This window comes from Isoalcanivorax indicus (assembly GCF_003259185.1).
Taxonomy (GTDB): Bacteria; Pseudomonadota; Gammaproteobacteria; order Pseudomonadales; family Alcanivoracaceae; genus Isoalcanivorax; species Isoalcanivorax indicus.
Map to the genome: position 1 here is coordinate 942,650 of NZ_QGMP01000001.1, position 26,210 is coordinate 968,859.

Sequence of the window (26,210 nt, forward strand, 5' to 3'; positions counted from 1 at the left end):
AAGTCTAGGGGAGCAGGCGTCAAGGTGCCAGCAAGCCCTCCAGGGTACCCCGGTAGGCGGCTGCCAGCGGGCCGAGCTCGGCCACCGGCGTGCACTCATTGATCTTGTGAATGCTGGCATTGACCGGCCCCAGTTCCACCACCTGTGCCCCGGTGGGCGCGATAAAGCGACCGTCCGAGGTGCCGCCCGCCGTGGACAGCGTGGTCTCGCGGCCTGTGGCCGCGCGGATCGCCGCACGCATGGCATCCACCAGCGCCCCCGGTTCGGTCAGGAACGGCTGCCCGGACAAGGTCCAGGCCAGGTCATACTCCAGGGCGTGACGGTCCAGGATGGCGGTGGTGCGCGCTTTCAGGTCATCGGCGGTCAGCTCGGTGGAGAAGCGGAAATTGAACACGACCTCACACTCGCCCGGCACCACATTGGTGGCCCCGGTGCCTGCGTTGATATTGGAGATCTGGAAGCTGGTGGCGGGGAAGAACGCATTGCCCTGATCCCATTCCTGCGCCGCCAGCTCGGCCAGCGCCGGCGCCACCTGATGCACCGGGTTGCGCGCCAGGTGCGGATAGGCCACATGCCCTTGAATGCCCTTCACCTTCAGTCGGGCGCCCAGCGACCCGCGCCGGCCATTCTTGATGATGTCGCCGAAGGTGTCGGTGGAGGACGGCTCCCCCACCAGGCACCAGGTGATCTTCTCGCCGCGCGCCTCCAGCGTCTCCACCACCTTCACGGTCCCGTTTACCGCCGGGCCTTCTTCGTCGGCGGTAATCAGGAAGGCAATGCTGCCTTGATGGTCCGGATGGGCTCCGACAAAATCCTCCACCGCCACCAGCATGGCTGCGATCGACGATTTCATGTCCGCCGCCCCGCGCCCATACAGCAGCCCGTCACGCACCGTCGGCGCGAACGGATCCGTATCCCAGGCGTCCAGGTCGCCCGTGGGCACCACATCGGTATGCCCGGCAAAGGCAAACACCGGCCCGGCTTCACCGCGCCGCGCCCACAGATTGTCCACCTCACCAAAGCGCAGGTGCTCGCACTGGAAACCCAGTGCCGCCAGCTTCTCGGCCAGCCACTGCTGACACCCTGCATCGTCAGGTGTCACCGAGGCGCGGCGGATCAGTTCGCTGGCATAGGCCAGCACCCGGTTTTCCAGTGATACCGACTGCTCGGACATACCGTCTGGCCTCAGTTGTGCTTGTGCAGGGCGTCGTTCAGGGAGATGGCGCTCTTGTTGGCCAGGCACTCGACCACACCGGATTCCGAATTGCGCCGGAACAGCAGATCGCTCTGGCCTGCCAGATCACGGGCTTTTACGGTATCCACCAACTGGCCGTTCTCGTCCAGCAGCTTCACCTTGGTGCCTGCGGTGATGTAGAGGCCGGATTCAATGGTGCAACGATCGCCCAGCGGAATCCCGGTGCCGGCATTGGCGCCGAGCAGGCAGCCTTCGCCCAGCGAGATGATGATGTTGCCGCCACCGGACAGCGTACCCATGGTGGAGGCCCCGCCGCCGATATCGGAACCCTTGCCGACAAACACACCTGCCGAAATCCGGCCTTCGATCATGCCTGGGCCTTCGGTGCCGGCATTGAAGTTGACGAAGCCTTCGTGCATGACCGTGGTGCCTTCACCGATGTAGGCGCCCAGACGGATACGCGCGGTGTCAGCGATACGCACGCCCTTGGGCACGACGTAGTCGGTCATTTTCGGAAACTTGTCCACCGAATCCACGCTCAGTACGCGGCCATCCAGACGTGCCATCAGCTGCCGCTCGGGCAGTTCGTTCAGGTCCACGGCCCCTTCACTGGTCCAGGCGACGTTCGGCAGCAGCGGGAAGATGCCGCTGAGGTTGACGCCGTGGGGTTTCACCAGCCGGTGCGAGAGCAGGTGCAGTTTCAGATAGGCTTCCGGCGTCGAGGCGGGCTCGGCGTCAGTTTCCAGAATGGTCAGAACGACCGGATTGTCGGATTCCTGGAAGGCCACGGCGTAGCTGGCCTGGTCTTCGTGGTCGGCTTCGCGCCAGGCGCGGGCCAGGTGGCCGACTTGCCGGTGGCTGAGCTCGATGGCGACGTTGCCGCCGTCGTAATCGAGGGTGTCGCGCACGGCCTCGATCAGGGCGTTGTCCGGGTGCAGGACCGGGGCCGGGTAATAGACTTCGAGCCACTGCTCGTCACGATTCTGGGTGCCGCAGCCCAGTGCCAGGGCGAAAACCTTGCTCATGATAATCCTTTGTCGGTCTGTCGATAGCAGAGGCCGTTATTATGCCCGAGCGTGGGCGGGATTTCAGTGTTTGGCGGAGTGGGTCACCCTCCAGCAGAGAGGCGTTGAGGCGGGGTACGCCCTTCCGGGACCGCTCAAGCCATCCCTGGGCGCTCTTTCTTTGGCCCTCCGGGTCCGGCCCGCCATCACAGATGGCGTGCGTTCGGCGGCGCGCAAAGCATGCTTTGCAAAACGCTTGCCTCACCCATGGCCAAAGATGTCCCTACAGGGCGTACCCCGCCTCAACGCCGCAGCGAGATTTGAAGTCTGGTGGTTATAGAACGGTCTGGAGGAACAAAACCAACGGCCTCCTGCCAGCTTGAAGATCGGGCTGCGCGTGACGGCCCTCGGGGGGCGGGTAAAGGGTTTCTGGACCTTCGAGAGGCATGGATGCCGAACGAGAGCCCCCATGGACGGGTTCACGGCGTGTCCAGAAACCCTTTACCCGCCCCCCGAGGGCCATGCCTCCCAATCAGCAAAAAAGCACAGAGTTACTTCAGCGCCTCAGCCCAGTCGTCAGGAGAAAAACCGACCAGCAACCCGCCGGGATACTCCACCACGGGCCGCTTGATAAGCGAGGGATTCTCGACGGCAGCGTCCACGGCAGAGGCCGCATCCATGTCAGCGCGCACGTCCTCGGGCAGCTTGCGCCAGGTGGTGCCACGCCGGTTGATGATGACTTCCCAGCCTTCGCGCTTGATCCACGCCGCGACCTTTGATTTCGGCGCGCCCGCTTTCTTGTAATCGTGGAAGGTGTAGTCGATACCGGCTTCGTCCAGCCAGGTAAACGCCTTCTTCATGGTGTCACACGCTTTGATGCCGTAGATCGTGACCGTCATCAGTTGCTGTTCCCTCAATAAGTATGTTCGATAAAGCGGCGGATGCGGCGTGCGCCTTCCTCGCATTCCTCCAGCGTGGCCACGAGTGCCATGCGCACGCGGCCGGCGCCGGGATTCAGGCCGCCCACGTCGCGGGACAGGTAGCGGCCCGGCAGCACCGTGACGTTTTCAGTGCGCTTGAGCTCGCGGGCAAAGTGTTCGTCATCACCAGCGGGGACTTCCGGCCACAGGTAAAAACCGGCTTCGGGAGCACTGACGTTCATGAGCGGCTGGAGAATCTCCAGTACGGCGCGGAATTTTTCCCGGTACAGTCGCCGGTTTTCCCGCACATGCGCCTCGTCGTTCCAGGCAGCCATGCTGGCCAGTTGATGGTGCGGGGGCATGGCGCAGCCGTGGTAGGTACGGTAGCGCAGGAACTGCTTCAGCACGGCGGCGTCGCCTGCGGCGAAGCCCGAGCGCAGGCCGGGCAGGTTCGAGCGTTTTGACAGGGAGTGGAAGACGACGCAGCGGGCGTAGTCGTGGCGGCCCATGTCGGCGCAGGCTTGCAGCAGCCCCGGGGGAGGCGTCTGGTCGTAAATCTCTGAGTAGCATTCGTCCGAGGCGATGATGAAGTCGTGCTCGTCGGCCAGGCGAATCAGTGACTGGAGTTGTTCGAGGCTCATCACGGCGCCGGTGGGGTTGCCCGGTGAGCAGATATACAGCAGCTGGCAGCGCTGCCAGGTGTCGACGCTGACGGCGTCGTAATCCGGCTGCAGGCCGTGTTCGGGGGTGCAGGGCAGGTATTCCGGTTCGCCGCCGGCCAGCAGGGTGGCGCCTTCATAGATCTGGTAGAACGGGTTCGGCATCAGCACCTTCGGTCGGGTGCTGCGGTCCAGCACGGCCTGGGCGAAGGCGAACAGGGCTTCGCGGGTGCCGGTGACGGGCAGCACCTGTTCCACCGCCAGGCGATTCAGGTCGAAGCGCCGTTTCAGCCAGCCAGCGATGGTCTCGCGCAGGGCGGGCAGGCCGAGGGTGGTGGGGTAGCGGGCCAGTTCGGCGCTGTGGGCGCGCAGGGCGTCCTGCACCAGGGCCGGGGCCGGGTGCTGGGGTTCGCCGATGGACAGGGCGATCGGCGGTTTGCTGGCCGGGCTCAGGCCGTCGAACAGCTGTGCCAGTTTTTCAAAGGGGTAGGGATGCAACAGGTCCAGATCAGGATTCATGGGTCTCGTGCTCAGATGGACAGGCCGTTGGCAGGCAGGGTGGCGTCGCTGGTGGTGTCGTCCAGTTCTTCGATCAGGCGCTGCTGCAGGCGTTCGCACAGGGCCGGGTCGGAGATCGGGGTGCCGTCTTTCTGGGTCACGAAGAACACGTCTTCGGCGCGCTCACCCAGGGTGGCGATGCGGGCATTCTGCAACAGCAGGCCGAACTCCATGAACAGGCGGCCGACGCGGGCCAGAAGGCCGGGGCGGTCCAGGGTGAGGATATCCACCACCGTGTGATCGTTGACGATGTCGTTGCTGATGATGACCCGTGTCGGCACCTTGAAGTGGCGGTGGCGACGGGGCATGCGGCGCTGGACGATATCGCCGAAGTTGCCCGGGTCCGAGAGGGCCTCGGTCAGGGTTTCGCGGATGGCATCCAGGCGCGGGCGGTCGTTGCCGATGGGGGTGCCGTGTTCATCCAGCACGATATAGCTGTCCAGGCTGAAGCCATCGGCCGAGGTGATGATGCGTGCGTCCATGATGGTCAGGTTGAGCTGGTCCAGCGCGTTTACCGTGGCGGCGAACAGGTTCTCGGTGTCCGGGGTATAGACAAAAATCTGGGTGCCGCCTTCATGCTGGCTGCTGCTGGTTTCGCGAATCAGTACCAGGGGCGCACCGGGATTGTCCCGGGCCAGCATGGCTTCGGTATGCCAGGCGATGTCCACGGCGTTTTCGCGCAGGAAATATTCATCGCCGATGCCGGCCCACAGCTGTTCGACTTGCTGCACGGGCAGCTGTCGCTGTTGCAGGATGCGCAGGGCTTCGTCGCGGGTTTCGTCGATCCAGTCCTGCTTGTCCACCGGGTTGTTCAGGCCGCGGCGCAGGGCGCGTTTGGTTTCCAGATACAGCTGGCGCAGCAATGAATCGCGCCAGGTGTTCCACAGGGCCGGGTTGGTGGCGTTGATGTCCGAGACGGTCAGCACATAGAGGTAATCCAGATGCACCAGGTCGCCCACCTGGCGGGCGAAATCGTACACCACTTCCGGGTCGGCGATGTCCTTGCGCTGGGCGGTCACCGACATGACCAGATGGCTGCGCACCAGCCAGGCCACCAGTTTGGCATCCCAGCTGCTCAGGCCATGGCGCTGGCAGAAGGCGATGGCGTCGTCGGCGCCGAGTTCGGAGTGGTCGCCGCCGCGCCCTTTGGCGATGTCGTGATAGAGCCCGGCGACATACAAGAGCTCCGGTTTCGGCAGGCGGTAGAACACATCGCAGGCGAGGGGGAATTTTTCCCGGGTTTCCTCGTGCCGCAGGCGGCGCATGTTCTTCACCACCAGCAGGGTGTGTGCATCCACGGTGTAGATATGAAACAGGTCGTACTGCATCAGGCCGATGATGTTGCCGAATTCCGGCAGGTACTGGCCCAGAATGCCGTAGCGTTTCATGCGCCGCAGTTGCGTGAACAGGGCATGGGGTGAGCGCAGCAACTGCATGAACAGGGCCGTGTTGCGCGGGTCGGCCCGGAAGGCATCGTCGATCAGCTTGCGATGTGCGATCACTTCCCGGATGGTGCTGGCGCGCACGCCTTTCAGGTCCGGGTGCTGGGCCATCACCACGAACAGTTCCAGCAGTGTCGAGGGTTGTTCCTCGAACACCTTCGGGCCGGTCACTTCCAGGTAATCGTTGTGGATGCGGAAGCGCCGGTTCAGTGGCAGCACGCGCTGCGGCTGATCGTGCTGGACAATGGCTTCATCGAACAGCTGCAGCAGCATTTCATTGAGCACCGACAGGGCCAGCGACACGCGGTAGAAACGTTTCATGAACACTTCCACCGCCAGGTTGGAGCTGGAGTCTTCATGGCCGAGCAGGGCGGCGACCTGGCGCTGGTGATCGAACAACAGGCGGTTTTCGTTGCGGCCGCTGACCTGGTGCAGGGCCCAGCGGATTTCGAACAGCACTTCCTGGCAGCGTTCCAGCATGGAGAATTCGCGGGCCGTGAGAAAACCCAGGTCCACCAGCTGGTCGAGCCGGTCCACGTCGAAATGGCGCTTCGCCACCCAGCCGACCATCTGCAGGTCGCGCAGGCCGCCGGGGGCGTTCTTCATGTCCGGTTCAAGGTTGTATTCAGTGTCGTTGTGCTTGCGGTGACGGGCCACCTGCTCGGCGCACTTGGCGGCATAGAAGTCGGCGGTGGGCCAGATATGCGTGGGGCCGGTGCGTTCGGCCAGCCGGGCGCGCAGGGTGTCGTCGCCAGCCAGGGTACGCGCTTCCATGATATTGGTGGCCACGGTGATGTCTTCGCGGGCCAGGTCCACACATTCGTCCAGCGTGCGCACGCTGTGGCCGATTTCCAGGCCAGTGTCCCAGAGGAAGGCAACGAACTGTTCCAGTTTGCCGCACAGGGCATCGCCCGGCGCGCTGGCCAGCAGGATCAGCACATCGACATCCGAGTGCGGGTGCAGTTCGCCACGGCCATAGCCGCCCACGGCCACCAGGGCGATGTCGGGGAAGCCGTCGCAACCGCCCTCCAGGGCGAACAGGTCCCAGCCCGCTTGCAGGATGCGGTCCACCAGCAGGGCGCGGCCACCGACGAGGTCGCGGATGGGGGTGTCCATGAAGGCGGCGTCGAGACGGGCCTGGCCCTCGCTCAGCAGGGTGCGGGCCGCCTTGCCCGGGCTGCGGTGCTCGCCCAGGGCGGCGGTGATCTGTTCGCGTGTCAGGGCCGGTTCAAATGTCATGCAGGTCGGGCTCGGCAATGTGTGAGCAGGGCGGTGTGAGCAGGGCGGCGCACGGTGCGCCGGGCTACCAGTGCCCGGCAAGCATCATGCCAGGTCGGTTTCTTCCTGCCGCCGGGTCAGCACCTCGAAGCCATCGCGGGTCACGGCGATGGTGTGCTCCCACTGGGCAGAGAGCTTGTGATCCTTGGTGACCACCGTCCAGCCGTCGGGCAGCAGTTTGGTGTGCTGTTTGCCCGCGTTGATCATCGGCTCGATGGTGAACACCATACCTTCTTCCAGCACCAGACCGGTGCCGGGCTTGCCATAGTGCAGCACCTGCGGCTCTTCATGGAAGACCTTGCCGATGCCGTGGCCGCAGTATTCACGCACCACCGAGAAGCGGTGTGACTCGGCATGCTGCTGGATGGCGTGGCCGATATCGCCGAGCCGGGTGCCCGGGCGGACCAGTTCGATGCCCTTCATCATGCATTCCCGGGTCACTTCCACCAGGCGTTTCGCCAGCACCGAGGGTTCGCCGACAAAGAACATCTTGCTGGTGTCGCCATGCCAGCCATCGCGGATGACGGTCACGTCGATATTGATGATGTCGCCTTTCTTGAGCACCTTGCGGTCGCTGGGGATGCCATGGCAGATGACATGGTTGACCGAGGTGCACACGGATTTGGGGAAGCCCCGGTAGCCCAGGCAGGCGGGGATGACTTGCTGGGTGTTGACCATATAGTCGTGGCAGAGGCGGTCCAGTTCCTCGGTGGTGACGCCGGGCTGGACGTGTTCACCGATCATGTCCAGGACCTCGCCGGCCAGGCGGCCGGCCTCGCGCATGGCTGCGATGTCCTCGGGGCTCTTCAGGCTGATGCTCATGGGGCGATTTTTCACCTTGATTCAGTGGCTTATCCAGGGGCTTACCCAATGGTCTGGCTGGCCGACAGCCGCTTGGCGATTGTTGTCAGGGGGCGATCGTGGTATAAAGCGCGCCCCTGTCCGGCCCGCAGGGGTACGCATTGTACCTGTCGGGACCGGGACAAGGGAAATCCACACATGCTCCGTCACATGGCCCTGGGTGCCCCCCTGGCGCGGATTGCCTTCACAGATTACAGGCGCCGTCCGGAGGGTTGGGTAATGCGGGAGCATGGAGGCCCAACCCAAACTGGAGATTCACCAATGCCTAGCGTAACCATGCGCGACATGCTCAAAGCGGGCGTTCACTTTGGCCACCAGACCCGTTTCTGGAACCCGAAGATGAAGCCGTTCATTTTTGGCGCGCGCAACAAGATCCACATCGTCAATCTGGAAAAGACCCTGCCGCTGTTCAACGATGCCCTGAGCTTCGTCAACAAGCTGGCGTCCAGCAACAACAAGATTCTGTTCGTGGGCACCAAGCGTGCGGCGCAGAAAGCGGTAGCTGAAGAAGCGACCCGCTGCGGCATGCCGTACGTCGACCACCGCTGGCTCGGCGGCATGCTCACCAACTGGAAGACCATTCGTCAGTCGATCAAACGGTTCCGTGACCTGGAAGCCCAGGCCAACGACGGCACCTTCGACAAGCTGACCAAGAAAGAAGCGCTGATGCGCCGTCGCGAGATGGAGAAGCTGGAACGCTCCATCGGCGGTATCAAGGACATGGGCGGCCTGCCGGATGCCCTGTTCGTGATCGACGTGGACCACGAAGACATCGCTGTCCAGGAAGCCCGCAAGCTGGGTATTCCGGTGATTGCCGTGGTGGACACCAACAGCAACCCGGACGGTGTCGACTACATCATCCCGGGCAACGATGACGCCATTCGCGCCATCCAGCTGTATGTCAGCGCCGTGGCCGACGCCATCATCGAAGGCCGTCAGTACGCTGCGACCCAGGCACCGGGTGGCGACAGCGACGGTTTCGTCGAGGTCGAGGAAGCTGCTGGCGAAGCCCAGGGCTGATCGGCGACCTGCCGCAAGATATGCCGTACGTCATGCGGGGGCCAGGCCCCCGCATGCACAACTGACAACCGGATTCCGCAAGAGAGGTGAATCATGGCTGCTGTAACTGCTGCTCTGGTGAAAGAACTGCGTGAACGCACCGGCCTGGGCATGATGGAGTGCAAGAAAGCACTCGTTGAAGCCGAGGGCGATATCGAACGGGCCATCGACGACCTGCGCAAGTCAGGTCAGGCCAAGGCGGCCAAGAAAGCTGGCCGTACCGCTGCTGAAGGCGCCATTGCCGTGGCCGTGAGCGACGACGGCAAGACCGCCATCATGGTGGAAATCAACTCCGAGACCGATTTCGTTGCTCGCGACGAGAACTTCCTGGGCTTTGCCAACAAGGTGGCCGCTGCAGCACTGGCCGCTGGCAAGACCGAGGCGGCTGATATCGCTGCTGTCACGCTGGCCGATGGCAGCACCGTGGAGCAGGCGCGTGAAGCCCTGATCCAGAAGATCGGTGAAAACATCCAGGTGCGCCGCGCTGCCATCCTGAGCGCTGAAACCGCACTGGGGGCTTACGTGCACGGCGGCAAGATCGGTGTGCTGGTGGCCCTGAAAGGGGGCGACGAGGCACTGGGCAAAGACGTGGCCATGCACGTGGCGGCCGTGGCGCCGCAGGTGGTCAACCCGTCTGAAGTGCCGGAAGCCGAACTGGAGCGCGAGAAGGAAATCATCCGTGCCCAGCCGGATATGGCAGGCAAGCCGGAAGAAATCGTTGAGAAGATGCTGGGTGGTCGTATCCAGAAGTTCCTCAAGGAAATCAGCCTGGTCGAGCAGCCGTTCGTGAAAGACCCGAACACCACCGTCGGCAAGCTGGTGAAGGATGCCGGTGCTGAAATCCTGGCGTTCAACCGCCTGGTGGTTGGCGAGGGTATCGAGAAAGAAGAAACCGATTTTGCCGCCGAGGTGATGGCCCAGGTCAACAAGGGTTGATCCATCGCCACGCGGTAATGTCATGCAGACGCCTTGTCGGGTTTCCCGGCAAGGCGTTTTTGCAGGTGGGGTCCCGCCAGGGCGTGGCACTCTGCCAGTGAATGGCGCATCATCACAGGCGCTGAACCTGTCGCGACATGCGACGTCTTATCAGGCAATCGGTAACTGGCTGGTATCTTATGAGCGGTGGAGAGTTGGATATGCCCAGTGCAAGCAAGGACCGGTCGCCGCGCTATAACCGCATTCTGCTGAAGTTGAGCGGTGAAGCGCTGGCGGGAGAGGAAGGCTTCGGTATCGACCCCAAGGTACTGGACGCCATGGCCCTGGAGATAGGGCAACTGGTCGGTATCGGGGTGCAGGTGGGCCTGGTGATTGGTGGTGGCAACCTGTTCCGGGGCGCAGCCTTGCAGGCCGCCGGGCTGGACCGGGTCGCCGGTGATCATATGGGCATGCTGGCCACGGTGATGAATGCACTGGCCCTGCGTGACGCGCTCGAGCGCTCGAATATCCGCACCCGGCTCATGTCGGCCATCCCCATGAGCGGGGTGGTGGAGCACTATGATCATCGTCATGCGATCCGTTATCTGAAGAACGGGGAAGTGGTGATCTTCTGTGCCGGCACCGGCAATCCGTTCTTCACCACGGATTCGGCCGCCTGTCTGCGCGGTATCGAGATCAACGCCGACGTGGTGCTCAAGGCAACCAAGGTCGATGGCGTGTATGATTCAGATCCGGTCAAGAACCCGGAAGCGGTAAAATATGAACGTCTGACCTACGATGATGTGCTGGCCAACAAGCTGGGCGTGATGGACCTGACCGCCATCTGCCTGTGCCAGGATCACAGCATGCCGTTGCGGGTGTTCAACATGAACAAGAAGGGTGCCTTGCTGAACCTGATGCTGGGTGGCAGTGAAGGCACGCTGGTGGAAGCGGGCCGCCCGCCCGCCGAGTGACAAGAGCACGTGAAGAAGGGGATCTGCAGGTGATCGACGATATCAGGAAAGATGCCGAAACACGCATGAAGAAAAGCCTGGAGGCACTGGAGACGGCACTCAAGCGGGTGCGTACCGGCCGGGCTCATCCAAGCCTGCTGGACACCATCTCGGTGTCCTACTACGGCGCAGACACGCCGCTGTCGCAGCTGGCCAATATTGGCGTCGAGGAAGGCCGCACGCTGATCGTGTCGCCGTTCGACAAGCAGCTGGTGCCGGACATCGAGCGTGCCATCATGAAATCCGATCTGGGGCTGAACCCGTCCACGGCGGGTACCGTCATCCGTCTGCCCCTGCCGCCGCTGACCGAGGAAACCCGCCGTGATCTGGTCAAGGTGGTGCGCGGTGAGGCCGAGCAGGCGCGGGTGTCGATCCGTAACATTCGCCGTGATGCCAACAGTGATTTGAAAGAGCTGCTCAAGGAGAAGGAAATCTCCGAAGACGAGGAGCGCCGGGGCGAAGAACAGATCCAGCAACTGACCGACCGCATGGTGGGTGAGGTGGAAAAGCGCCTCAAGGGTAAAGAAGACGAACTCATGTCGATCTGAGCCGGATCGGGCGGCACGCCGCCCGGCACCGACAAGAGCCGGGCTGCCTGTCAGCCCGGTTTTGTTATACAGGTTTGTTATAAAGGTTGTTATGCAGCTACGGGTTCGTCATGCAGGACAGTGAGGCCACCAGGGGCGGCGACGCACTGCCCCGACATGTCGCTATTATCATGGACGGCAACAACCGCTGGGCCAAGGCCCGCGGCCTGCCTGGCGCGGAAGGCCACCGGGCCGGAGAGCAGGCCGTTCAGGTCGTGATACGCGGCTGTGCCGCGCGCGGTATCGAGGCGTTGACCCTGTTTGCCTTCAGTTCCGAGAACTGGACGCGTCCGGAGGACGAGGTGCAGCATCTTATGCAGCTGTTCCTGCGGGCCCTGGCGGAGCGGGTGGCCGAGCTGCACGATAACGGTATTCGCCTGTGTTTCATCGGCGAACGGGAAGCATTCAGCGAGGACCTGCAGCGCGGCATGGCCGAGGCCGAGGCGCTGACGGCCGCCAATCAGGCCATGACGGTCGCCGTGGCGGTCAACTATGGCGGACAATGGGACATGGCCCGCGCCGCACGCCGATTGGCACAGCGGGTGGCGGCGGGTGAACTGGCCCCGGCGCAGATCGACGAGCAGGCCGTGGCCGCGCAGTTGTGTCTGGCCGAGCTGCCGCCCCCGGATCTGCTGATCCGCACCGGCGGTGAACACCGTATCAGCAATTTCCTGCTTTGGCAGGCGGCCTATAGCGAACTGTATTTTTCGCCGGTGCTGTGGCCGGACTTCGATGACCGGGCCCTGGCGATGGCCTTGCAGGATTACGCCGGGCGTCAGCGCCGCTTTGGCGGCCGGGTGGAGGACTCCTCATGCTGAAACAGCGCGTCATTACGGCGCTTGTACTGTTGCCGATCGTGCTCGGCGCTCTGTTCTTTCTGGAGCGCACGGGCTTTGCCTGGGTCGCTGGCGCCTTCTTTCTGGTGGCGGGCTGGGAATGGTCGGCCCTGATGGGGCGCCTGGCGCTGCCCACGCGTCTGCTCTGGGTGGCCAGCCTGGCCGTGCTGATGTGTCTGGCGGAGTGGGCCACCCCGGGCTGGCTCTACACCCTGCTGCCGCTGTGGTGGCTGCTTGCGCTGGTGCTGGTGATGACCTACCCGGCCACGGCGGCCAAATGGGCTCGCCTGCCGATCATGGTGCTGCTGGGCTGGCTGCTGCTGGTGCCCTCCTGGGCCGCCGTGGTGCATATCCAGAGCAGTGGCGCGCTGGGCCTGGCCGGGCCCTGGGCGCTGCTGTTCATCCTGGTCTGGGTATGGGCGGCGGACACCGGTGCCTATTTCGCCGGACGTGCCTTTGGCCGTCGCAAGCTGGCACCGGCGGTGAGCCCGGGCAAGACCCTGGAAGGCCTGTTCGGCGGTATCGCCCTGGCCCTGGCCGTGGCGGCGCTGGTGCCCTTTGTTGCCCCGGTAACCGGGGCGCTGCCGCTGATTCTGGTGGTGGCGGTGCTGACGGTGCTGGCCTCGGTGCTGGGCGATCTGTTTGAAAGCATGGTCAAGCGCCAGCGTGGTGTGAAGGACAGCGGCACCATCCTGCCCGGCCATGGCGGCATGCTGGACCGCATCGACAGCGTCACGGCGGCATTGCCGGTGGCACTGGCCGGTCTGAGCTGGTTCGGCCTGCCGGGAGGCATCTGAGCATGGCGGCGGTGCAGCAGGTCACGGTCCTCGGGTCCACCGGCAGCATCGGCACCCAGACCCTGGATGTGTTGGCGCTGCACCCGGAACGCTACCGCGTCTTCGCCCTGACGGCAGGCAGCCAGTGGACCTTGCTGGCCGAACAGTGTCTGCGCTGGCAACCGCGCTATGCGGTGCTGGCGGACGAGCAGGCTGCCGAGAGCCTGCGCGGCCATCTGCGCGCCGCCGGATCACAGACCGAGGTGCTGGCCGGGCCGCAGGCCCAGTGCCAGGTGGCGGCCGCTGACGCCGTGGATACCGTGGTGGCGGCCATTGTCGGGGCGGCAGGCGTCAGACCGACGCTGGCGGCCGTCGATGCCGGCAAGCGCATACTGCTGGCCAACAAGGAGGCGCTGGTGGTCACCGGCGCCCTGTTCATGGACGCGGTGAAAGCCAGCGGGGCCGAGCTGATTCCGGTGGACTCCGAACACAGTGCCATCTTCCAGTGCCTGCCCATCGGCGCGCAGCGCATGCAGGGGGTCAGTCGTCTGCTGTTGACCGCCTCGGGCGGGCCTTTCCGCACCCTGGATGCCGACGCACTGGCCCGGGTGACCCCCGAGCAGGCCGTGCAGCACCCCAACTGGTGCATGGGGCCGAAGATTTCCGTGGATTCCGCCACCCTGATGAACAAGGGGCTGGAGCTGATCGAGGCCTGCTGGCTGTTTGACGTCACGCCCGCTCAGGTGGAAGTGGTGGTGCACCCACAGAGCGTGCTGCATTCCATGGTCGAGTATGACGATGGCTCCGTGCTGGCGCAGCTGGGTACGCCCGACATGAGAACCCCGATTGCCTGTGCGCTGGCCTGGCCGGAACGGATCCGCTCCGGCGCCGAGCGGCTGGATTTCACCCGATTGACAGGGCTGCATTTCGAGGCGCCGGATGAGGCCCGTTTCCCCTGTTTGCGCCTTGCCCGTGAAGCCATGCAGGCCGGTGGGGTGGCGACGGCGGTGCTGAACGCCGCCAATGAAGAGGCGGTCGCGGCATTTCTCGACCGGCGACTGGATTTCAATGGTATTCCGGCGGTTGTCGAGGCGGTGCTGGAACAAACCGCCACACCGCGCTGTCCGGATGTGGAGGCTGTCATGGCCGTAGATGCGTTGGCCCGGGATGTGGCCCGCACACTGATAGGCGAGAGGGTCGGGGCATGTTGAGTACGCTGTTGGCGTTTGCGGTCACTATCCTGATCATCGTGGCCATCCACGAGTACGGGCATTACCTGGCCATGCGCGCCTTTGGCGTGCGGGTGCTCACCTTTTCCATCGGCTTCGGCCCGCGCCTGTTGTCCTGGCGCAGCAAGCGCACCGGCACCGATTTCGTGATCAGCGCCATTCCTCTGGGGGGCTACGTCAAGCCGCTGGATCGCCGTGATTGCGAGATTGCACCCGGTGAGGAGCGCGAGGAATTCTCCGCCAAGCCGCCCTGGCAACGCATCGTCACCTATGCCGCCGGGCCGGCGGCCAACCTGATTCTGGCGGTGTTCCTGTACTGGATCATCCTGATGGGTGGGCAGACCGGCATGGCGCCGGTGGTGGGTGAGGTGGCCCCGGACTCCGCGGCCGCCAGCGCGGGCCTGCGCGCCGATGACGAGCTGCTGCGGGTCGGCAGCCGGGATATCCAGACCTGGGAGCAGTTCGGCATGGCCATGCTGCACCATGTCGGCGAGCGCGGCACCGTGGACATCGGTGTGCGTGGCGAGGACGGTGTGGAGCGCGCCGTGGCGCTGCCCGTAGCGGACTGGTCCCGGGACCCGGAACGGCCGTTGCTGGAGGCGCTGGGTGTCACGCCGCGCTCCCTGCAGGCGCGCGTCGGTGACGTGTTGCCTGGCGGGGCGGCCGAGCGGGCCGGGTTGCAGGCCGGTGACCGGGTGCTGAGTGTCAATGGCGAGCCGGTCGCTGACTGGAGTGCCTGGGTGGCGATGGTCAGCGCGGCGCCGGAACAGACGCTGGAACTTGAAGTGCGTCGTGGCACTCGAACCCTGGGTCTGACGCTGGTGCCGGAATCCGTTGAGGTGGATGGCCGGACACTGGGTCGCGCGGGCGTCATGCTGGGCGGTTTGCGCGAGATTCGCTATGGGCCGGTGGAAGCGATTCCGGCCGCTGTCTCGCGTCTGGGCCAGCAGACCAGTATGATCCTCGGCGCGATAGGCAAAATGATAACGGGTGATCTGTCGGTGAAAACCCTCGGTGGACCGATCACCATTGCCCAGGCAGCGGGGGAGACCGCCGCTATCGGGATATTGACCTTCCTGATGTTTCTGGCCTTTTTCAGCGTCAGCCTCGGCATTATCAATCTGCTTCCGATTCCGATGCTGGACGGTGGCTGGATTGTGTTTTCGCTGGTTGAAATGATTCGCGGCAAGGCCCTGTCGGAGCGCTTTCTGGCGACCGCACAGGGACTGGGCATGATGGTCGTCTTCGGCCTCATGAGCCTCGCCATCTACAACGACCTGATGCGGCAGTTTGCATGAGATTTGTGTTAGTAATTCTGGCTTGCGCCTGGTTGGCGGGGACAGCGATTTTTCAGGCGGCGGTAGCCAGCGAACGGTTCCGTGTCAGTGATGTCCGCATCGAGGGGCTGCAACGCCTGCCGGTGGATCGCGTGTTCTCGGCGTTGCCTATCCAGTCCGGCGACATGGTCGGCACGGCCGAAGTGGCCGAGGCTGTCCGCCGTTTGTACGCTTCCGGCGATTTCGAGGATGTGCAGATCGGTCGCGACGGCGATCAGCTGGTGGTTTTGGTGTCGGAACGGCCCTCTGTGGCGCGCCTCGAGATCAAGGGCAATCGCTCGATTGACGAGAATGCCCTGCGCCAGGGTCTGCGTGACGCGGGCCTGGCAGAGGGGGAAGTGTTCCGCCGGGCGACGCTGGAAATGATTTCCGGCGAGTTGCAGCGTCAGTACGTGGCTCAGGGCCGGTACGACGCCCAGATTGAAACCGAAGCCGTGCCGTTGCCGCGTAACCGGGTGGCACTGAATATCGATATTTACGAAGGCAGCCCGGCGCGTATTCGCGATATCAATATTGTCGGCAATGAAGTCTTCAGCGACCGCGAGCTGCGCGGCATTTTCGAGTTGCGTCCTCGCCGCCCGTTCTGGCCGTTTGGCAGCCGTCACCGCTATTCCCGCGAGCGCCTGTCCGGTGATCTGGAGCGGTTGCGCTCCTATTACCTCGACCGGGGCTATATCAACTTTTCCATGGAATCCACCCAGGTGGGCGTGACCCCGGATCGCAGCGAGGTGTACATCACCATCAATGTGGACGAGGGCAAGCGCTATCGTGTCGGCAATGTGGAGCTGGCCGGTGATATTCCCATTGATGAAGATCAATTGACGCCATTGCTGGTGATCCAGGAAGGCCAGGTGTTCTCCCAGCAACTGGCGACCTATACCGCAGACCTGCTGACGCGGCGGCTGGGCAATGAGGGGTATTCCTTCGCCCAGGTTAATGATTTCCCTGAAGTGAACGAAGACGACGAGACGGTGAACATCACCTTCTACGTGGATCCGGGTCGCAAGGTGTATGTGCGCCGCGTGAACTTCAGTGGCAACGTCAAGACCCAGGACGAAGTGCTGCGCCGCGAGCTGCGTCAGTTCGAGGGGGCGCCCGCCAATACGGCGCTGATCGACCTGTCACGCCAGCGACTGCAACGGCTCGGTTACTTCGGCCTGGTGGATGCCGACACGCCGCGGGTGGTGGGTGCCGAGGATCTGGTGGATGTGGACTTTACGGTGGAAGAGCAGCCGTCCGGCTCCATTGGCGCCAATATCGGTTATTCCGAGGCCAGCGGGGCCATCTTCGGTGCCAGCGTCAGCCAGAACAACTTCATGGGTACCGGTAACCGGGTCTCTTTCGCCATCAGCCGCAGTGATATTCGTGAGAGTTACAGCTTCTCGCACTTCAACCCCTACTACACACTGGACGGGGTCAGTCGCGGCTTCAATCTCTACTATTCGAAGATCGACTTCGGCCGTGCGGTGGTGGCGTCGTATGCCGCAGACCGACTGGGCGGCGCGGTCAATTTCGGCTATCCGATTTCGGAAACATCACGGCTTGATTTCGGTGTGGGCGTCGACAATATCGATATCACGGTGGGTGATTTCGTTGCCATCGATATCCTGCGTTTCCTCGAGGCAAAGGGCTATGAGTTCAACTTCCTGAAGGCCAATGCCTCCTGGCAGAAGAGCACGCTGAACCGGGGTATTCTGCCGGATCGCGGCTGGTCACAGCGCGCCGGTATCGAGGCCTCGGTGCCGGGCAGTGACTATCTGTTCTACAAGCTGACCTGGTCTGGCCAGCGCTACTTCCCGATGGCCCGTAACTGGACACTGCGCGCGCGCAGCGATATCGGGTATGGTGACGGTTATGGCGACGAGCGGGTGCTGCCGTTCTTCGAGAACTTCTATGCCGGTGGCATCGGCTCGGTGCGCGGTTATCGGTCGCGCAGTCTCGGGGTCAGATCTCCGGCGGCGATCTTCGAGTTCCAGAATCCGCCGGTTCAGGATCCGGATCCGGATCCCCTGGGCGGTAACTTCCTGGTGGAAGGAAGCCTGGAGCTGATCTTCCCGACGCCGTTTGCGCCGGACAGTCGCAATGTGCGCACCTTCCTGTTCCTTGATGGTGGGCAGGTATTTGAAACCGAGGTGCAAAACGCACGCTTTGACTTTGATGCCGATGAAATCCGCTATGCTGCGGGTGTCGGCCTCACCTGGCTGACGGCCATCGGGCCGCTCAGCTTCAACTTTGCCCGGCCGCTGAACAAGCAGTCCGGTGATGACACCGAGTTCTTCCAGTTCTCGCTGGGGCAGGTGTTCTGAGGCAGGCTATTGCAGGAGACGATGATGAAAACAATGAAGGCACTTATTTTTCTGGCACTGATGTTGCCACTGGCGGGGATGGCACAGGACAAGATTGCGGTCATCGACCCGATGCAGGCCCTGATCGAAACGGATGAAGTGAAGGCGCGCAATGCGCGACTGGAATCTTCTCTGGAAACCGAGAGCCGTCGCCTGCGTACGCTGCGCGAGGATATTGGCAAGATCGAGGAACGTCTGCAGCGCGATGGCATGACCATGTCGCGTCAGGAGCGTGAGAACCTGACCGATCAGCGCGAGGCCAAGGGCCTGGAGTTCCAGACATTGCAGCAGAGCCTGCAGCGCCGCGTGAACAATGACCGTCAGGAGCTGCTGGAAAGCATGGAGCCGAAACTGCTCCAGGCCATTGAAGCGGTGGCCAAGGACAAGGGGCTGGATATGGTCATCAGTGCTCAGGCCATGGTCTACGTGAAACCGGAGCTGGATATCACCCGTGAGGTGACCCAGCGCCTGAACCGGATGAAGTGACACCGTGATCACGCTTGCACAGCTTGCCGACGAGCTGGGCGCTACGCTGCACGGAGACGGGGCCACGCCAGTGCGTGGCCTCGGTACGTTGAAGTCAGCGGGCCCTGATCAGCTCACGTTTCTCGCCAATCCCCGTTACCGCGCTCAACTGGGCGCCACCCGCGCTGCAGCGGTGCTGTGCACCGAGGCCGCTGTGGAGGCGTGTCCGGTGGCAGCACTGGTGGTGAAGGATCCGTATTTCGCCTTTGCGCGGGTCAGTCACCATTTCGATCCCACGCCGGTGATGGCACCCGGTGTACATCCGTCCTCTGTAATCGCGTCCGATGCGCAGCTGGAAGACAATGTGTCCGTGGGGCCGAATGTGGTGGTGGAAGCGGGCGCTGTTATCCGCGCAGGCGCGACCTTGATGGCCAACGTGGTGATCGGGGCAGGCAGCGAGATCGGCGAGCAGGCGCGTCTTTACCCTAATGTTACAATCTACCATGGCGTGACAGTGGGTCCGCGCACTATCATACACGCGGGTTCGGTAATCGGGGCTGATGGCTTTGGCTACGCCTTCGCCGAGGGCCGCTGGCACAGCGTTGCCCAGGTCGGCGGCGTGCGCATTGGCGCCGATGTCGAAATCGGGGCCAATGTGACGATTGATCGGGGTGCCATTGAGGACACCGCGATCGGCAATGGCGTCATCCTCGACGATCAGGTTCATCTCGGCCACAACGTGGTGATCGGCGAGCACACGGCGCTGGCCGGCAAGGTCGGTGTGTCCGGCAGTACACGGATCGGACGTTACTGCATGATCGGTGGGGCCGCGGGCCTCGCAGGGCATCTCGAGATCGGTGATCAGGTGGTCATACTGGGTATGACACTGGTATCCCGGTCCATCAGCGAGCCCGGCACTTATGGTTCCAGCCTGGCGGTCGATCGTCAGGATCGCTGGCGCAAGAATGCGGCCAGATTCCGGCAACTTGATGATCTGTTCCGGCGTGTGAAACGCCTGGAAAAGGGCGACGGTTGACCGGGTGTTTTCACGAAGCGGCGCATTGGCGCCGCTTCTTCCGTTTGCCCATGAAGACGGTTCCGCAGTGGTTCGGCCTGCCGCCACACCACCGGTATAGATGCTTATGATGACGATCAATGAAATCAAGGAATACCTCCCGCAACGTTACCCTTTCCTGCTGGTGGATCGGGTCATCGAGCTGGTGCCAGGAGAGCGTGTGGTGGCGATCAAGAACGTCACCTGCAATGAGCCCCATTTCAATGGCCATTTTCCGCACGAGCCGGTGATGCCGGGTGTGCTGATCATTGAAGCCATGACCCAGGCTGCGGGCGTGCTGGGCTTCATCACTGCGGGCAAGCGTCCGGCGGACGGCTACAACTACTTGCTGGTGGGTACTGACAAGGCGCGCTTCAAACGCCCTGTGGTGCCGGGGGATCAGCTCGAGTTACGTGCTACCCTGTTGGCAGTGCGTCGTAATATTCTCAAATTCGGCTGTGAAGCGTGGGTGGACGGCAAGCTGGTCGCCAGCGCTGAAACGCTGGTGGCAGAGCAGAAAATCGGGTAGCCCATAACAATGATACATCAGACCGCGATAATTGATTCCGGCGCCGAGTTGGCGGCCGATGTCCAGGTAGGCCCTTACAGCGTTATCGGCCCGGACGTGAAGATTGGTGCCGGCACGGTGATCGGTCCCCATGTGGTGGTACAGGGGCCGACGACCATTGGCCGGGACAATCGTATTTTCCAGTTTGCTTCGGTGGGGGAAGCCTGCCAGGACAAGAAGTACCGGGGCGAACCCACGGCGCTGGAGATTGGCGACAACAACGTGATTCGCGAGCACGTCACGATTCATCGCGGGACCATTCAGGATCAGGGTCTGACCCGCATCGGCAACAATAACCTGCTGATGGTCGGTGTGCATGTGGCGCACGATTGCATGATCGGCAACGACAATATCTTTGCCAATACCTGCGGCATTGCCGGGCACGCGCATATCGGTGATGGCGTCATCCTTGGCGGTATGACCGGCATTCACCAGTTCTGCCGTATCGGCTCCTATGCCATGACAGCGGGTTGCAGCCTGGTACTCAAGGACATCCCGGCCTATGTGATGGTGGGTGGCAACCCGGCCGCTGCGCGCAGCATGAACTTCGAAGGCATGCGTCGCCGGGGCTGGTCTGCCGAGGTGATCGCGCTGCTGCGCAAGGCCTACAAGATCGTCTATCGCCAGGGTAATACCCTGGAACAGGCGCTGGCTGAGCTGGACACCTTGCCGGAAGGCCCCGAGTTGCGTCTGTTTGTCGACTCGCTGCGCCATTCAGAGCGCGGCATTACCCGCTGATGGCCGCCGGGCCACTGTTTGCCATCATCGCCGGCGAGATGTCCGGCGATATTCTTGGTGCAGGCCTGATCCGGGCGCTGCGCGAGCGCTACCCCGGGGCGCGCTTCATCGGTGTCTGTGGCCCCGAGATGCAGGCGGCCGGGGGCGAATCCCTGTTTCCCATGGAGCGCCTGTCGGTGATGGGGCTGACCGAGGTGCTGCCGCGCCTGCGTGAGCTGTTTCGCCTGCGCCGTTTGCTGGTGGATACGCTGCTGCGTGAGCGACCTGCGGTGGTCATCACCATCGACTCTCCCGATTTTACCCTGCGCGTGGCGCGGCCTCTGCACGATCAGGGGCTGCGCACGGTGCATTACGTCAGCCCCTCCGTGTGGGCCTGGCGCAAGGGGCGCATCAAGGGCATCAAGGCAGCGATCGATCATATGCTGACCCTGCTGCCGTTCGAGGCACGCTTCTACGAAGAGCATGACCTGCCGGTGACCTTTGTCGGTCATCCGCTGGCGGACATGATCCCGATGCATCCGGATATCGCTGGTGCGCGGGCCAGCCTGGGGCTGCCCGAAACCGGCCGGGTACTGGCCGTCCTGCCGGGCAGTCGCGGCGGCGAAGTGCGCAAGCTGTTGCCGGACTTTCTGGCGGCGGTGTCCCTGTTGCGTGCCGACGACCCGGCCCTGACGGTCGTGATTCCGGCAGCGACAGCGGAGCGCGAGGCGGAGATCAGCGCGGCCTTGCAGCAGGCCGGGCTGAGCGATCAGGTGCGACTGGTGGCCGGCCAGAGCCGCACCGTGATGGCCGCAGCCGATGCGGTGTTGATGGCCTCCGGCACGGCGACCCTGGAAGGCACCCTGCTGAAGAAACCCATGGTGGTGGGCTATCGGGTCGGGGGCATCACCTACGCCATTGCCCGCCGTCTGGTGTCGCTGGAAAACATCGCGCTGCCTAACCTGTTGTCCTCCACGCCCCTGATTCCCGAGTTGCTGCAGAACGACATGACGCCGCAGGCGCTGGCGGACGCGGTGCGTGGCTGGTTCGATGCGCCGCAACGCATCGCGGCGCTGGAAGCCGAATTCACCCGTATTCATGAGCAGTTGCGGCAGAACGCCAGCCAGCGTGCGGCGGCAGCGGTGGCGGCGCTGGTGAACGAGGAGTCGGCATGACGCACCCGTTTGCCGAATACGTGCTGGCCGAGGTCTGGCAGCCGACCCGGTTCGCCTGGCACCCGCAGATGCGACTGGCCGGTGTGGATGAGGTGGGGCGTGGCCCCTTGGTGGGCGCCGTGGTGACGGCGGCCGTCATCCTTGACCCGGCCCGGCCGATTGCCGGTCTGGCGGACAGCAAACGGTTGACCGCAAAGCGCCGCACCGTGCTGGCGGCCGAGATCCGGGCACAGGCGCTGGCCTGGAGCCTGGGTCGGGCGGAAGCGGCAGAGATTGATGACCTGAATATCTTCCAGGCCACGCTGGTGGCCATGCAGCGTGCCGTGGCCGGGCTTGGCCTGAGACCCGATGCCGTGCTGGTGGACGGCAATCGGGCGCCGGAATTCGGCCTGCCTGCCGAGCCGGTGGTCAAGGGGGATGGTCGTATTCCGGCCATCAGCGCGGCGTCCATTCTTGCCAAGGTGGCCCGTGACGACGAGATGGCCGTATTGCATACCCGGCATCCGGAATACGGCTTTGATCGTCACAAGGGTTACCCCACAGCGGTGCATCTGGCAGCATTGAAACGATTCGGGCCGCTGCCGGAACACCGGCGTTCCTTTGGCCCGGTAAGCCGCTGTCTGAGCGAGGATCGCACTCTTGTCTGAACCGGCATTCATCCATCTGCGTCTGCACACTGACTATTCCCTGGTGGACGGCGTGGTGCGGGTCAAACCGCTGATCAGGCAGTGCGTCGCGGACGGGATGCCCGCCGTGGCCGTGACGGACGACTCCAATCTGTTCGGCCTGATCAAGTTCTACAAGGCGGCCCAGGGCGCTGGCATCAAACCCATTGCCGGTGCCGACCTGTGGCTGGAGAGCCGATATCTGGAGGAGCCGGCGCGTATCAGCGTGCTGGTGATGAACAGCGAGGGCTACCACCATCTGCGCCTGCTGATTTCCCGCGCCTGGCAACACAATCAGTCGCGCGGCCGCGCCATCGTCAAGCGTGAGTGGCTGGAGGAACTGCACCCGGGCCTGATCCTGTTGTCCTGTGCCCGTCATGGTGAGCTGGGGCAGTTATTGCTGGGCGGCAAGCAGGAGGAGGCGCGTGCGCTGGCCCGGGACTACCAGCAGCGCTGCGGTGATCGCTTTTACGTGGAAGTGCAGCGCACCAGCCGCCCCGGTGATGAAGATTGCCTGCATGAAAGTGTGGCGCTGGCGGCCGAGCTGGGTCTGCCGGTGGTGGCCACCAATGACGTGCGTTTTCTCAAGGCCTCGGACTTCGAAGCGCATGAAGCGCGCGTCTGTATTCACGACGGGGATGCCCTGGATGATCCGCGTCGCGGACGCAAGTACAGCGACCAGCAGTATCTGAAAACGGCAGCGGAAATGGCCGAGCTGTTCAGTGACCTGCCTGAGGCGCTGGAGAATACCGTTGAAATCGCGCGCCGTTGTTCGCTGGATATCGAGCTGGGCAAGAATTACCTGCCGGACTTTCCGATTCCCGATGGCCAGACCATCGAGCAGTACATCGAACAGGTGTCGCGCGAAGGGCTGGAAAAACGACTGGCCAGCATTCTGGATGCGCAGGCGCCGGACTATGCCGAGCGCCGTCGCGAGTATGATGAACGTTTGCAGTTCGAGCTCGACATCATCAATCAGATGGGGTTTCCCGGTTACTTCCTGATCGTTTCGGACTTTATCCGCTGGGCCAAGGAGAACGAAGTGCCGGTGGGGCCGGGTCGGGGTTCCGGTGCCGGCTCGCTGGTGGCGTACGCGCTGGAAATTACCGATCTCGATCCGATTGAATACGATCTGCTGTTCGAACGCTTCCTGAATCCCGAACGGGTTTCCATGCCCGACTTCGATGTCGATTTCTGCATGGACAAGCGCGATCGCGTGATCGCCTATGTGGCCGACAAGTATGGCCGCGAGGCCGTCGGGCAGATCATTACCTTCGGCACCATGGCCGCCAAGGCGGTGGTGCGTGACGTCGCCCGGGTGCAGGGCAAGCCCTATGGTCTGGCTGACCGTCTGTCGAAGATGATTCCGCCCACACCGGGCATGACGCTGGAAAAGGCGCTGGAACAGGAAGACGTGCTGCGTGACTTCCTGCAGGACAGTGGCAACAGCGATCAGGAATCGGCCAACGAAATCTGGGAGATGGCCCTCAAGCTGGAAGGCCTGACCCGGAACGTGGGCAAGCATGCGGGCGGCGTGGTTATCGCCCCCGGCAAGCTGACGGATTTTGCGCCGCTGCATTGCGATGATGAAGGCGAGAGCCTGGTCACCCAGTACGACAAGGACGATGTCGAATCCGCGGGCCTGGTGAAGTTCGACTTCCTCGGGCTGAAGACGCTGACCATCATCGACTGGGCAGTGAAAGCCGCCAACGTCAAGCGTGCCCGCAGCGGTGAAGGGCCGCTGCGCATTGAAGATATTCCGCTGGAAGACCCGCCTTCCTTCGAGCTGTTGAAGAAAGGGGAAACCACCGCCGTCTTCCAGCTTGAATCCCAGGGCATGAAAGAGCTGATCAAGAAGCTCAGGCCCGATGTCTTCGAAGACATCATCGCTCTGGTGGCCTTGTACCGCCCCGGCCCGCTGGAATCGGGCATGGTGGACAACTTCATCAACCGGAAGCATGGCCGTGAGCCGATGGCCTACCCGGACCCGCAATACCAGCATGAGTGGCTCAAGCCGATCCTGGAACCTACCTACGGGGTCATCCTGTACCAGGAACAGGTGATGCAGATTGCCCAGGTGCTGGCGGGCTATTCGCTCGGCGGCGCTGACCTGCTGCGCCGCGCTATGGGCAAGAAAAAGCCCGAGGAGATGGCCAAGCAGCGCGAGATTTTCGAGTCTGGCGCGCGCGACAAGGGCGTGGATGGCGATCTGGCCATCAAGATTTTCGATCTGGTGGAAAAGTTTGCCGGGTACGGCTTCAACAAGTCGCACTCGGCGGCCTATGCGCTGGTGGCCTACCAGACCGCCTGGCTGAAAGCGCATTACCCGGCCGAGTTCATGGCCGCCGTGATTTCGGCGGAAATGCACAACACCGACAAAGTGGTGACCTTCATCGATGAATGTCATGCCATGGGGTTGAAGGTGTTGCCGCCGGATGTGAACAGTTGCGGCTACCGGTTTACCGTCAATGAGGCGGGCGACATCGTTTACGGGCTGGGTGCCATCAAGGGACTGGGTGAAGGGCCGATCGAGGCCATCGTCAGTGCCCGCGAGCAAGGCGTGATCTTCGACGACCTGTTCGACTTCTGTCGCCGCGTGGACATGAAACGCATGAACCGGCGTTCCATGGAGGCGCTGGTGCGCGCCGGGGCGCTGGACAAGCTGGGGCCGACGGGCGACTTCCGTGACCGGGCCATACTGATGGCGTCGCTGGCAGATGCCAGCCAGGCAGCGGAGCAGGTGGCGCGCAATGCCGAAGCTGGCATGGGGGATCTGTTCGGAGGGGGCGGTGATCCGGCGGAGAGTGCGCCGCCGGTGGCCTGGAAGCAGGCACGCCCGTGGAATGACGACCTGCGGCTGAACGGCGAAAAAGACACGCTGGGCCTGTTTCTGACCGGGCACCCGATTGATCAGTTTGAAGGCGAGGTGAACCGTTTTGTCACGGCGCGCCTGAACGCCCTGACCCCCACCGGCAAGGGCGAGGCGGCCACGGTGGCCGGTCTGGTGGTGGCCATGCGCATTACCCGCAGCAAGAAGAGCGGCGACCGCATGGCTTTCCTGACGCTGGATGACAAGACCGGCCGGGTCGAAGTGTCGGTGTTCGGCCGCACCTTTGCCGAATTCGGTGACATGGTGCAGAAGGATGTACTGCTGGTGATCAAGGGCGCGGTGCGCAACGATGACTACACCGGCGGTTTCAGCGTGGTGGCCGATGAGATCATGGATATTGCCCAGGCCCGGGCGGCCTATGCCCGCCGCCTGACCCTGGATGCCGAGGTGCAGGCGCGCTTGCCGGAGTTGCTGCGTGGCGCCCTGTCGCCGTTCCGGGGCGGGGGTTGCCCGGTGGCGGTGCGCCTCAAGCACCCGCGTGGCAGCGGCCTGCTGTGGCTGGGCGAAGAGTGGAAAATCCGGCCCGAACAGGCCTTGCTGGAAGACCTGCGCAACCGTTTCGGTGAGCAGGCGGTACGCATAGAGTACTGATGGCCACAGGGCTGTCAGAAACAAGTTGAAACCAGCCGCTGCGACCCGGCGGTCGACGTTTGCCGGGTGTT

At 63.3% G+C, this 26,210-nt stretch carries 22 protein-coding genes; 16 read left to right on the top strand and 6 right to left on the bottom strand.

The genetic code is table 11. The features are described from left to right. Positions 1-19 precede the first annotated feature (19 nt). The 6 genes from dapE to map all read right to left on the bottom strand — a co-directional run bounded on the left by dapE (position 20) and on the right by map (position 7,878). Positions 20-1,174 carry a succinyl-diaminopimelate desuccinylase gene (gene dapE / locus DKW65_RS04385; protein WP_111656120.1) on the bottom strand — a complete coding sequence of 385 codons (1,155 nt, stop codon included), beginning with the start codon at positions 1,172-1,174 and terminating at the stop codon, positions 20-22. Positions 1,175-1,185: 11 nt separating this feature from the next. Beyond that, positions 1,186-2,220, bottom strand: coding sequence for a 2,3,4,5-tetrahydropyridine-2,6-dicarboxylate N-succinyltransferase (dapD, locus tag DKW65_RS04390; RefSeq protein WP_211315739.1), 1,035 nt, complete (start codon positions 2,218-2,220; stop codon positions 1,186-1,188). A 530-nt stretch (positions 2,221-2,750) separates the two neighbouring features. After that, on the bottom strand, positions 2,751-3,098 hold the full coding sequence (locus DKW65_RS04395) for a Spx/MgsR family RNA polymerase-binding regulatory protein (protein WP_111656122.1): 348 nt from the start codon (positions 3,096-3,098) through the stop codon (positions 2,751-2,753). A gap of 14 nt (positions 3,099-3,112) precedes the next feature. Next, complete coding sequence (gene dapC, locus DKW65_RS04400) at positions 3,113-4,297, bottom strand: succinyldiaminopimelate transaminase (protein ID WP_111656123.1); 1,185 nt, start codon at positions 4,295-4,297, stop codon at positions 3,113-3,115. An 11-nt stretch (positions 4,298-4,308) separates the two neighbouring features. Beyond that, the gene (locus tag DKW65_RS04405; RefSeq protein WP_111656124.1) at positions 4,309-7,017 is read right to left on the bottom strand and encodes a [protein-PII] uridylyltransferase; all 2,709 of its coding nucleotides are present in this window, start codon (positions 7,015-7,017) and stop codon (positions 4,309-4,311) included. An 84-nt stretch (positions 7,018-7,101) separates the two neighbouring features. After that, complete coding sequence (gene map, locus DKW65_RS04410; RefSeq protein WP_111656125.1) at positions 7,102-7,878, bottom strand: type I methionyl aminopeptidase; 777 nt, start codon at positions 7,876-7,878, stop codon at positions 7,102-7,104. Positions 7,879-8,178: 300 nt separating this feature from the next. Here map and rpsB point away from each other — a divergent pair, with 300 nt between their 5' ends. From rpsB to dnaE, 16 genes are all read left to right on the top strand, one after another. Further along, a complete protein-coding gene (gene rpsB, locus DKW65_RS04415) occupies positions 8,179-8,937 on the top strand; it encodes a 30S ribosomal protein S2 (RefSeq protein WP_111656126.1) in 759 nt (252 codons plus the stop codon). A 93-nt stretch (positions 8,938-9,030) separates the two neighbouring features. After that, positions 9,031-9,912 carry a translation elongation factor Ts gene (tsf, locus tag DKW65_RS04420; protein WP_111656127.1) on the top strand — a complete coding sequence of 294 codons (882 nt, stop codon included), beginning with the start codon at positions 9,031-9,033 and terminating at the stop codon, positions 9,910-9,912. 200 nt (positions 9,913-10,112) lie between these two features. After that, complete coding sequence (pyrH, locus tag DKW65_RS04425; protein ID WP_211315740.1) at positions 10,113-10,865, top strand: UMP kinase; 753 nt, start codon at positions 10,113-10,115, stop codon at positions 10,863-10,865. A gap of 29 nt (positions 10,866-10,894) precedes the next feature. Further along, the gene (gene frr, locus DKW65_RS04430; RefSeq protein ID WP_111656129.1) at positions 10,895-11,452 is read left to right on the top strand and encodes a ribosome recycling factor; all 558 of its coding nucleotides are present in this window, start codon (positions 10,895-10,897) and stop codon (positions 11,450-11,452) included. A 110-nt stretch (positions 11,453-11,562) separates the two neighbouring features. Then, on the top strand, positions 11,563-12,309 hold the full coding sequence (gene uppS, locus DKW65_RS04435) for a polyprenyl diphosphate synthase (RefSeq protein ID WP_111656130.1): 747 nt from the start codon (positions 11,563-11,565) through the stop codon (positions 12,307-12,309). Continuing rightward, the gene (locus DKW65_RS04440) at positions 12,303-13,124 is read left to right on the top strand and encodes a phosphatidate cytidylyltransferase (protein ID WP_111656131.1); all 822 of its coding nucleotides are present in this window, start codon (positions 12,303-12,305) and stop codon (positions 13,122-13,124) included. Before uppS ends, DKW65_RS04440 begins: the two co-directional genes overlap by 7 nt. A gap of 2 nt (positions 13,125-13,126) precedes the next feature. Continuing rightward, on the top strand, positions 13,127-14,314 hold the full coding sequence (gene ispC, locus DKW65_RS04445; RefSeq protein ID WP_111656132.1) for a 1-deoxy-D-xylulose-5-phosphate reductoisomerase: 1,188 nt from the start codon (positions 13,127-13,129) through the stop codon (positions 14,312-14,314). Next, positions 14,308-15,630, top strand: a complete 1,323-nt coding sequence (gene rseP, locus DKW65_RS04450) for an RIP metalloprotease RseP (protein ID WP_211315741.1) — start codon at positions 14,308-14,310, stop codon at positions 15,628-15,630. The genes ispC and rseP overlap by 7 nt, the downstream gene beginning before the upstream one ends. Further along, positions 15,627-17,975, top strand: coding sequence for an outer membrane protein assembly factor BamA (gene bamA, locus DKW65_RS04455; RefSeq protein WP_111656133.1), 2,349 nt, complete (start codon positions 15,627-15,629; stop codon positions 17,973-17,975). The genes rseP and bamA overlap by 4 nt, the downstream gene beginning before the upstream one ends. Positions 17,976-17,999: 24 nt before the next feature. Then, positions 18,000-18,500 (top strand): OmpH/Skp family outer membrane protein, encoded by a 501-nt coding sequence (locus DKW65_RS04460; RefSeq protein WP_162925697.1) that lies wholly within the window; start codon positions 18,000-18,002, stop codon positions 18,498-18,500. A 4-nt stretch (positions 18,501-18,504) separates the two neighbouring features. Beyond that, entirely contained in the window at positions 18,505-19,515 is a 1,011-nt protein-coding gene (gene lpxD, locus DKW65_RS04465) for a UDP-3-O-(3-hydroxymyristoyl)glucosamine N-acyltransferase (RefSeq protein WP_111656135.1), read from the top strand. 109 nt (positions 19,516-19,624) lie between these two features. Further along, positions 19,625-20,062 (top strand): 3-hydroxyacyl-ACP dehydratase FabZ, encoded by a 438-nt coding sequence (gene fabZ, locus DKW65_RS04470; protein WP_211315783.1) that lies wholly within the window; start codon positions 19,625-19,627, stop codon positions 20,060-20,062. Positions 20,063-20,071: 9 nt separating this feature from the next. Next, positions 20,072-20,839 carry an acyl-ACP--UDP-N-acetylglucosamine O-acyltransferase gene (lpxA, locus tag DKW65_RS04475; RefSeq protein ID WP_111656137.1) on the top strand — a complete coding sequence of 256 codons (768 nt, stop codon included), beginning with the start codon at positions 20,072-20,074 and terminating at the stop codon, positions 20,837-20,839. Beyond that, entirely contained in the window at positions 20,839-21,993 is a 1,155-nt protein-coding gene (gene lpxB, locus DKW65_RS04480; protein WP_111656138.1) for a lipid-A-disaccharide synthase, read from the top strand. The genes lpxA and lpxB overlap by 1 nt, the downstream gene beginning before the upstream one ends. Further along, positions 21,990-22,640, top strand: coding sequence for a ribonuclease HII (gene rnhB, locus DKW65_RS04485; RefSeq protein WP_111656139.1), 651 nt, complete (start codon positions 21,990-21,992; stop codon positions 22,638-22,640). Before lpxB ends, rnhB begins: the two co-directional genes overlap by 4 nt. Next, positions 22,633-26,139 carry a DNA polymerase III subunit alpha gene (gene dnaE / locus DKW65_RS04490; RefSeq protein ID WP_111656140.1) on the top strand — a complete coding sequence of 1,169 codons (3,507 nt, stop codon included), beginning with the start codon at positions 22,633-22,635 and terminating at the stop codon, positions 26,137-26,139. Before rnhB ends, dnaE begins: the two co-directional genes overlap by 8 nt. Positions 26,140-26,210: the final 71 nt, after the last annotated feature.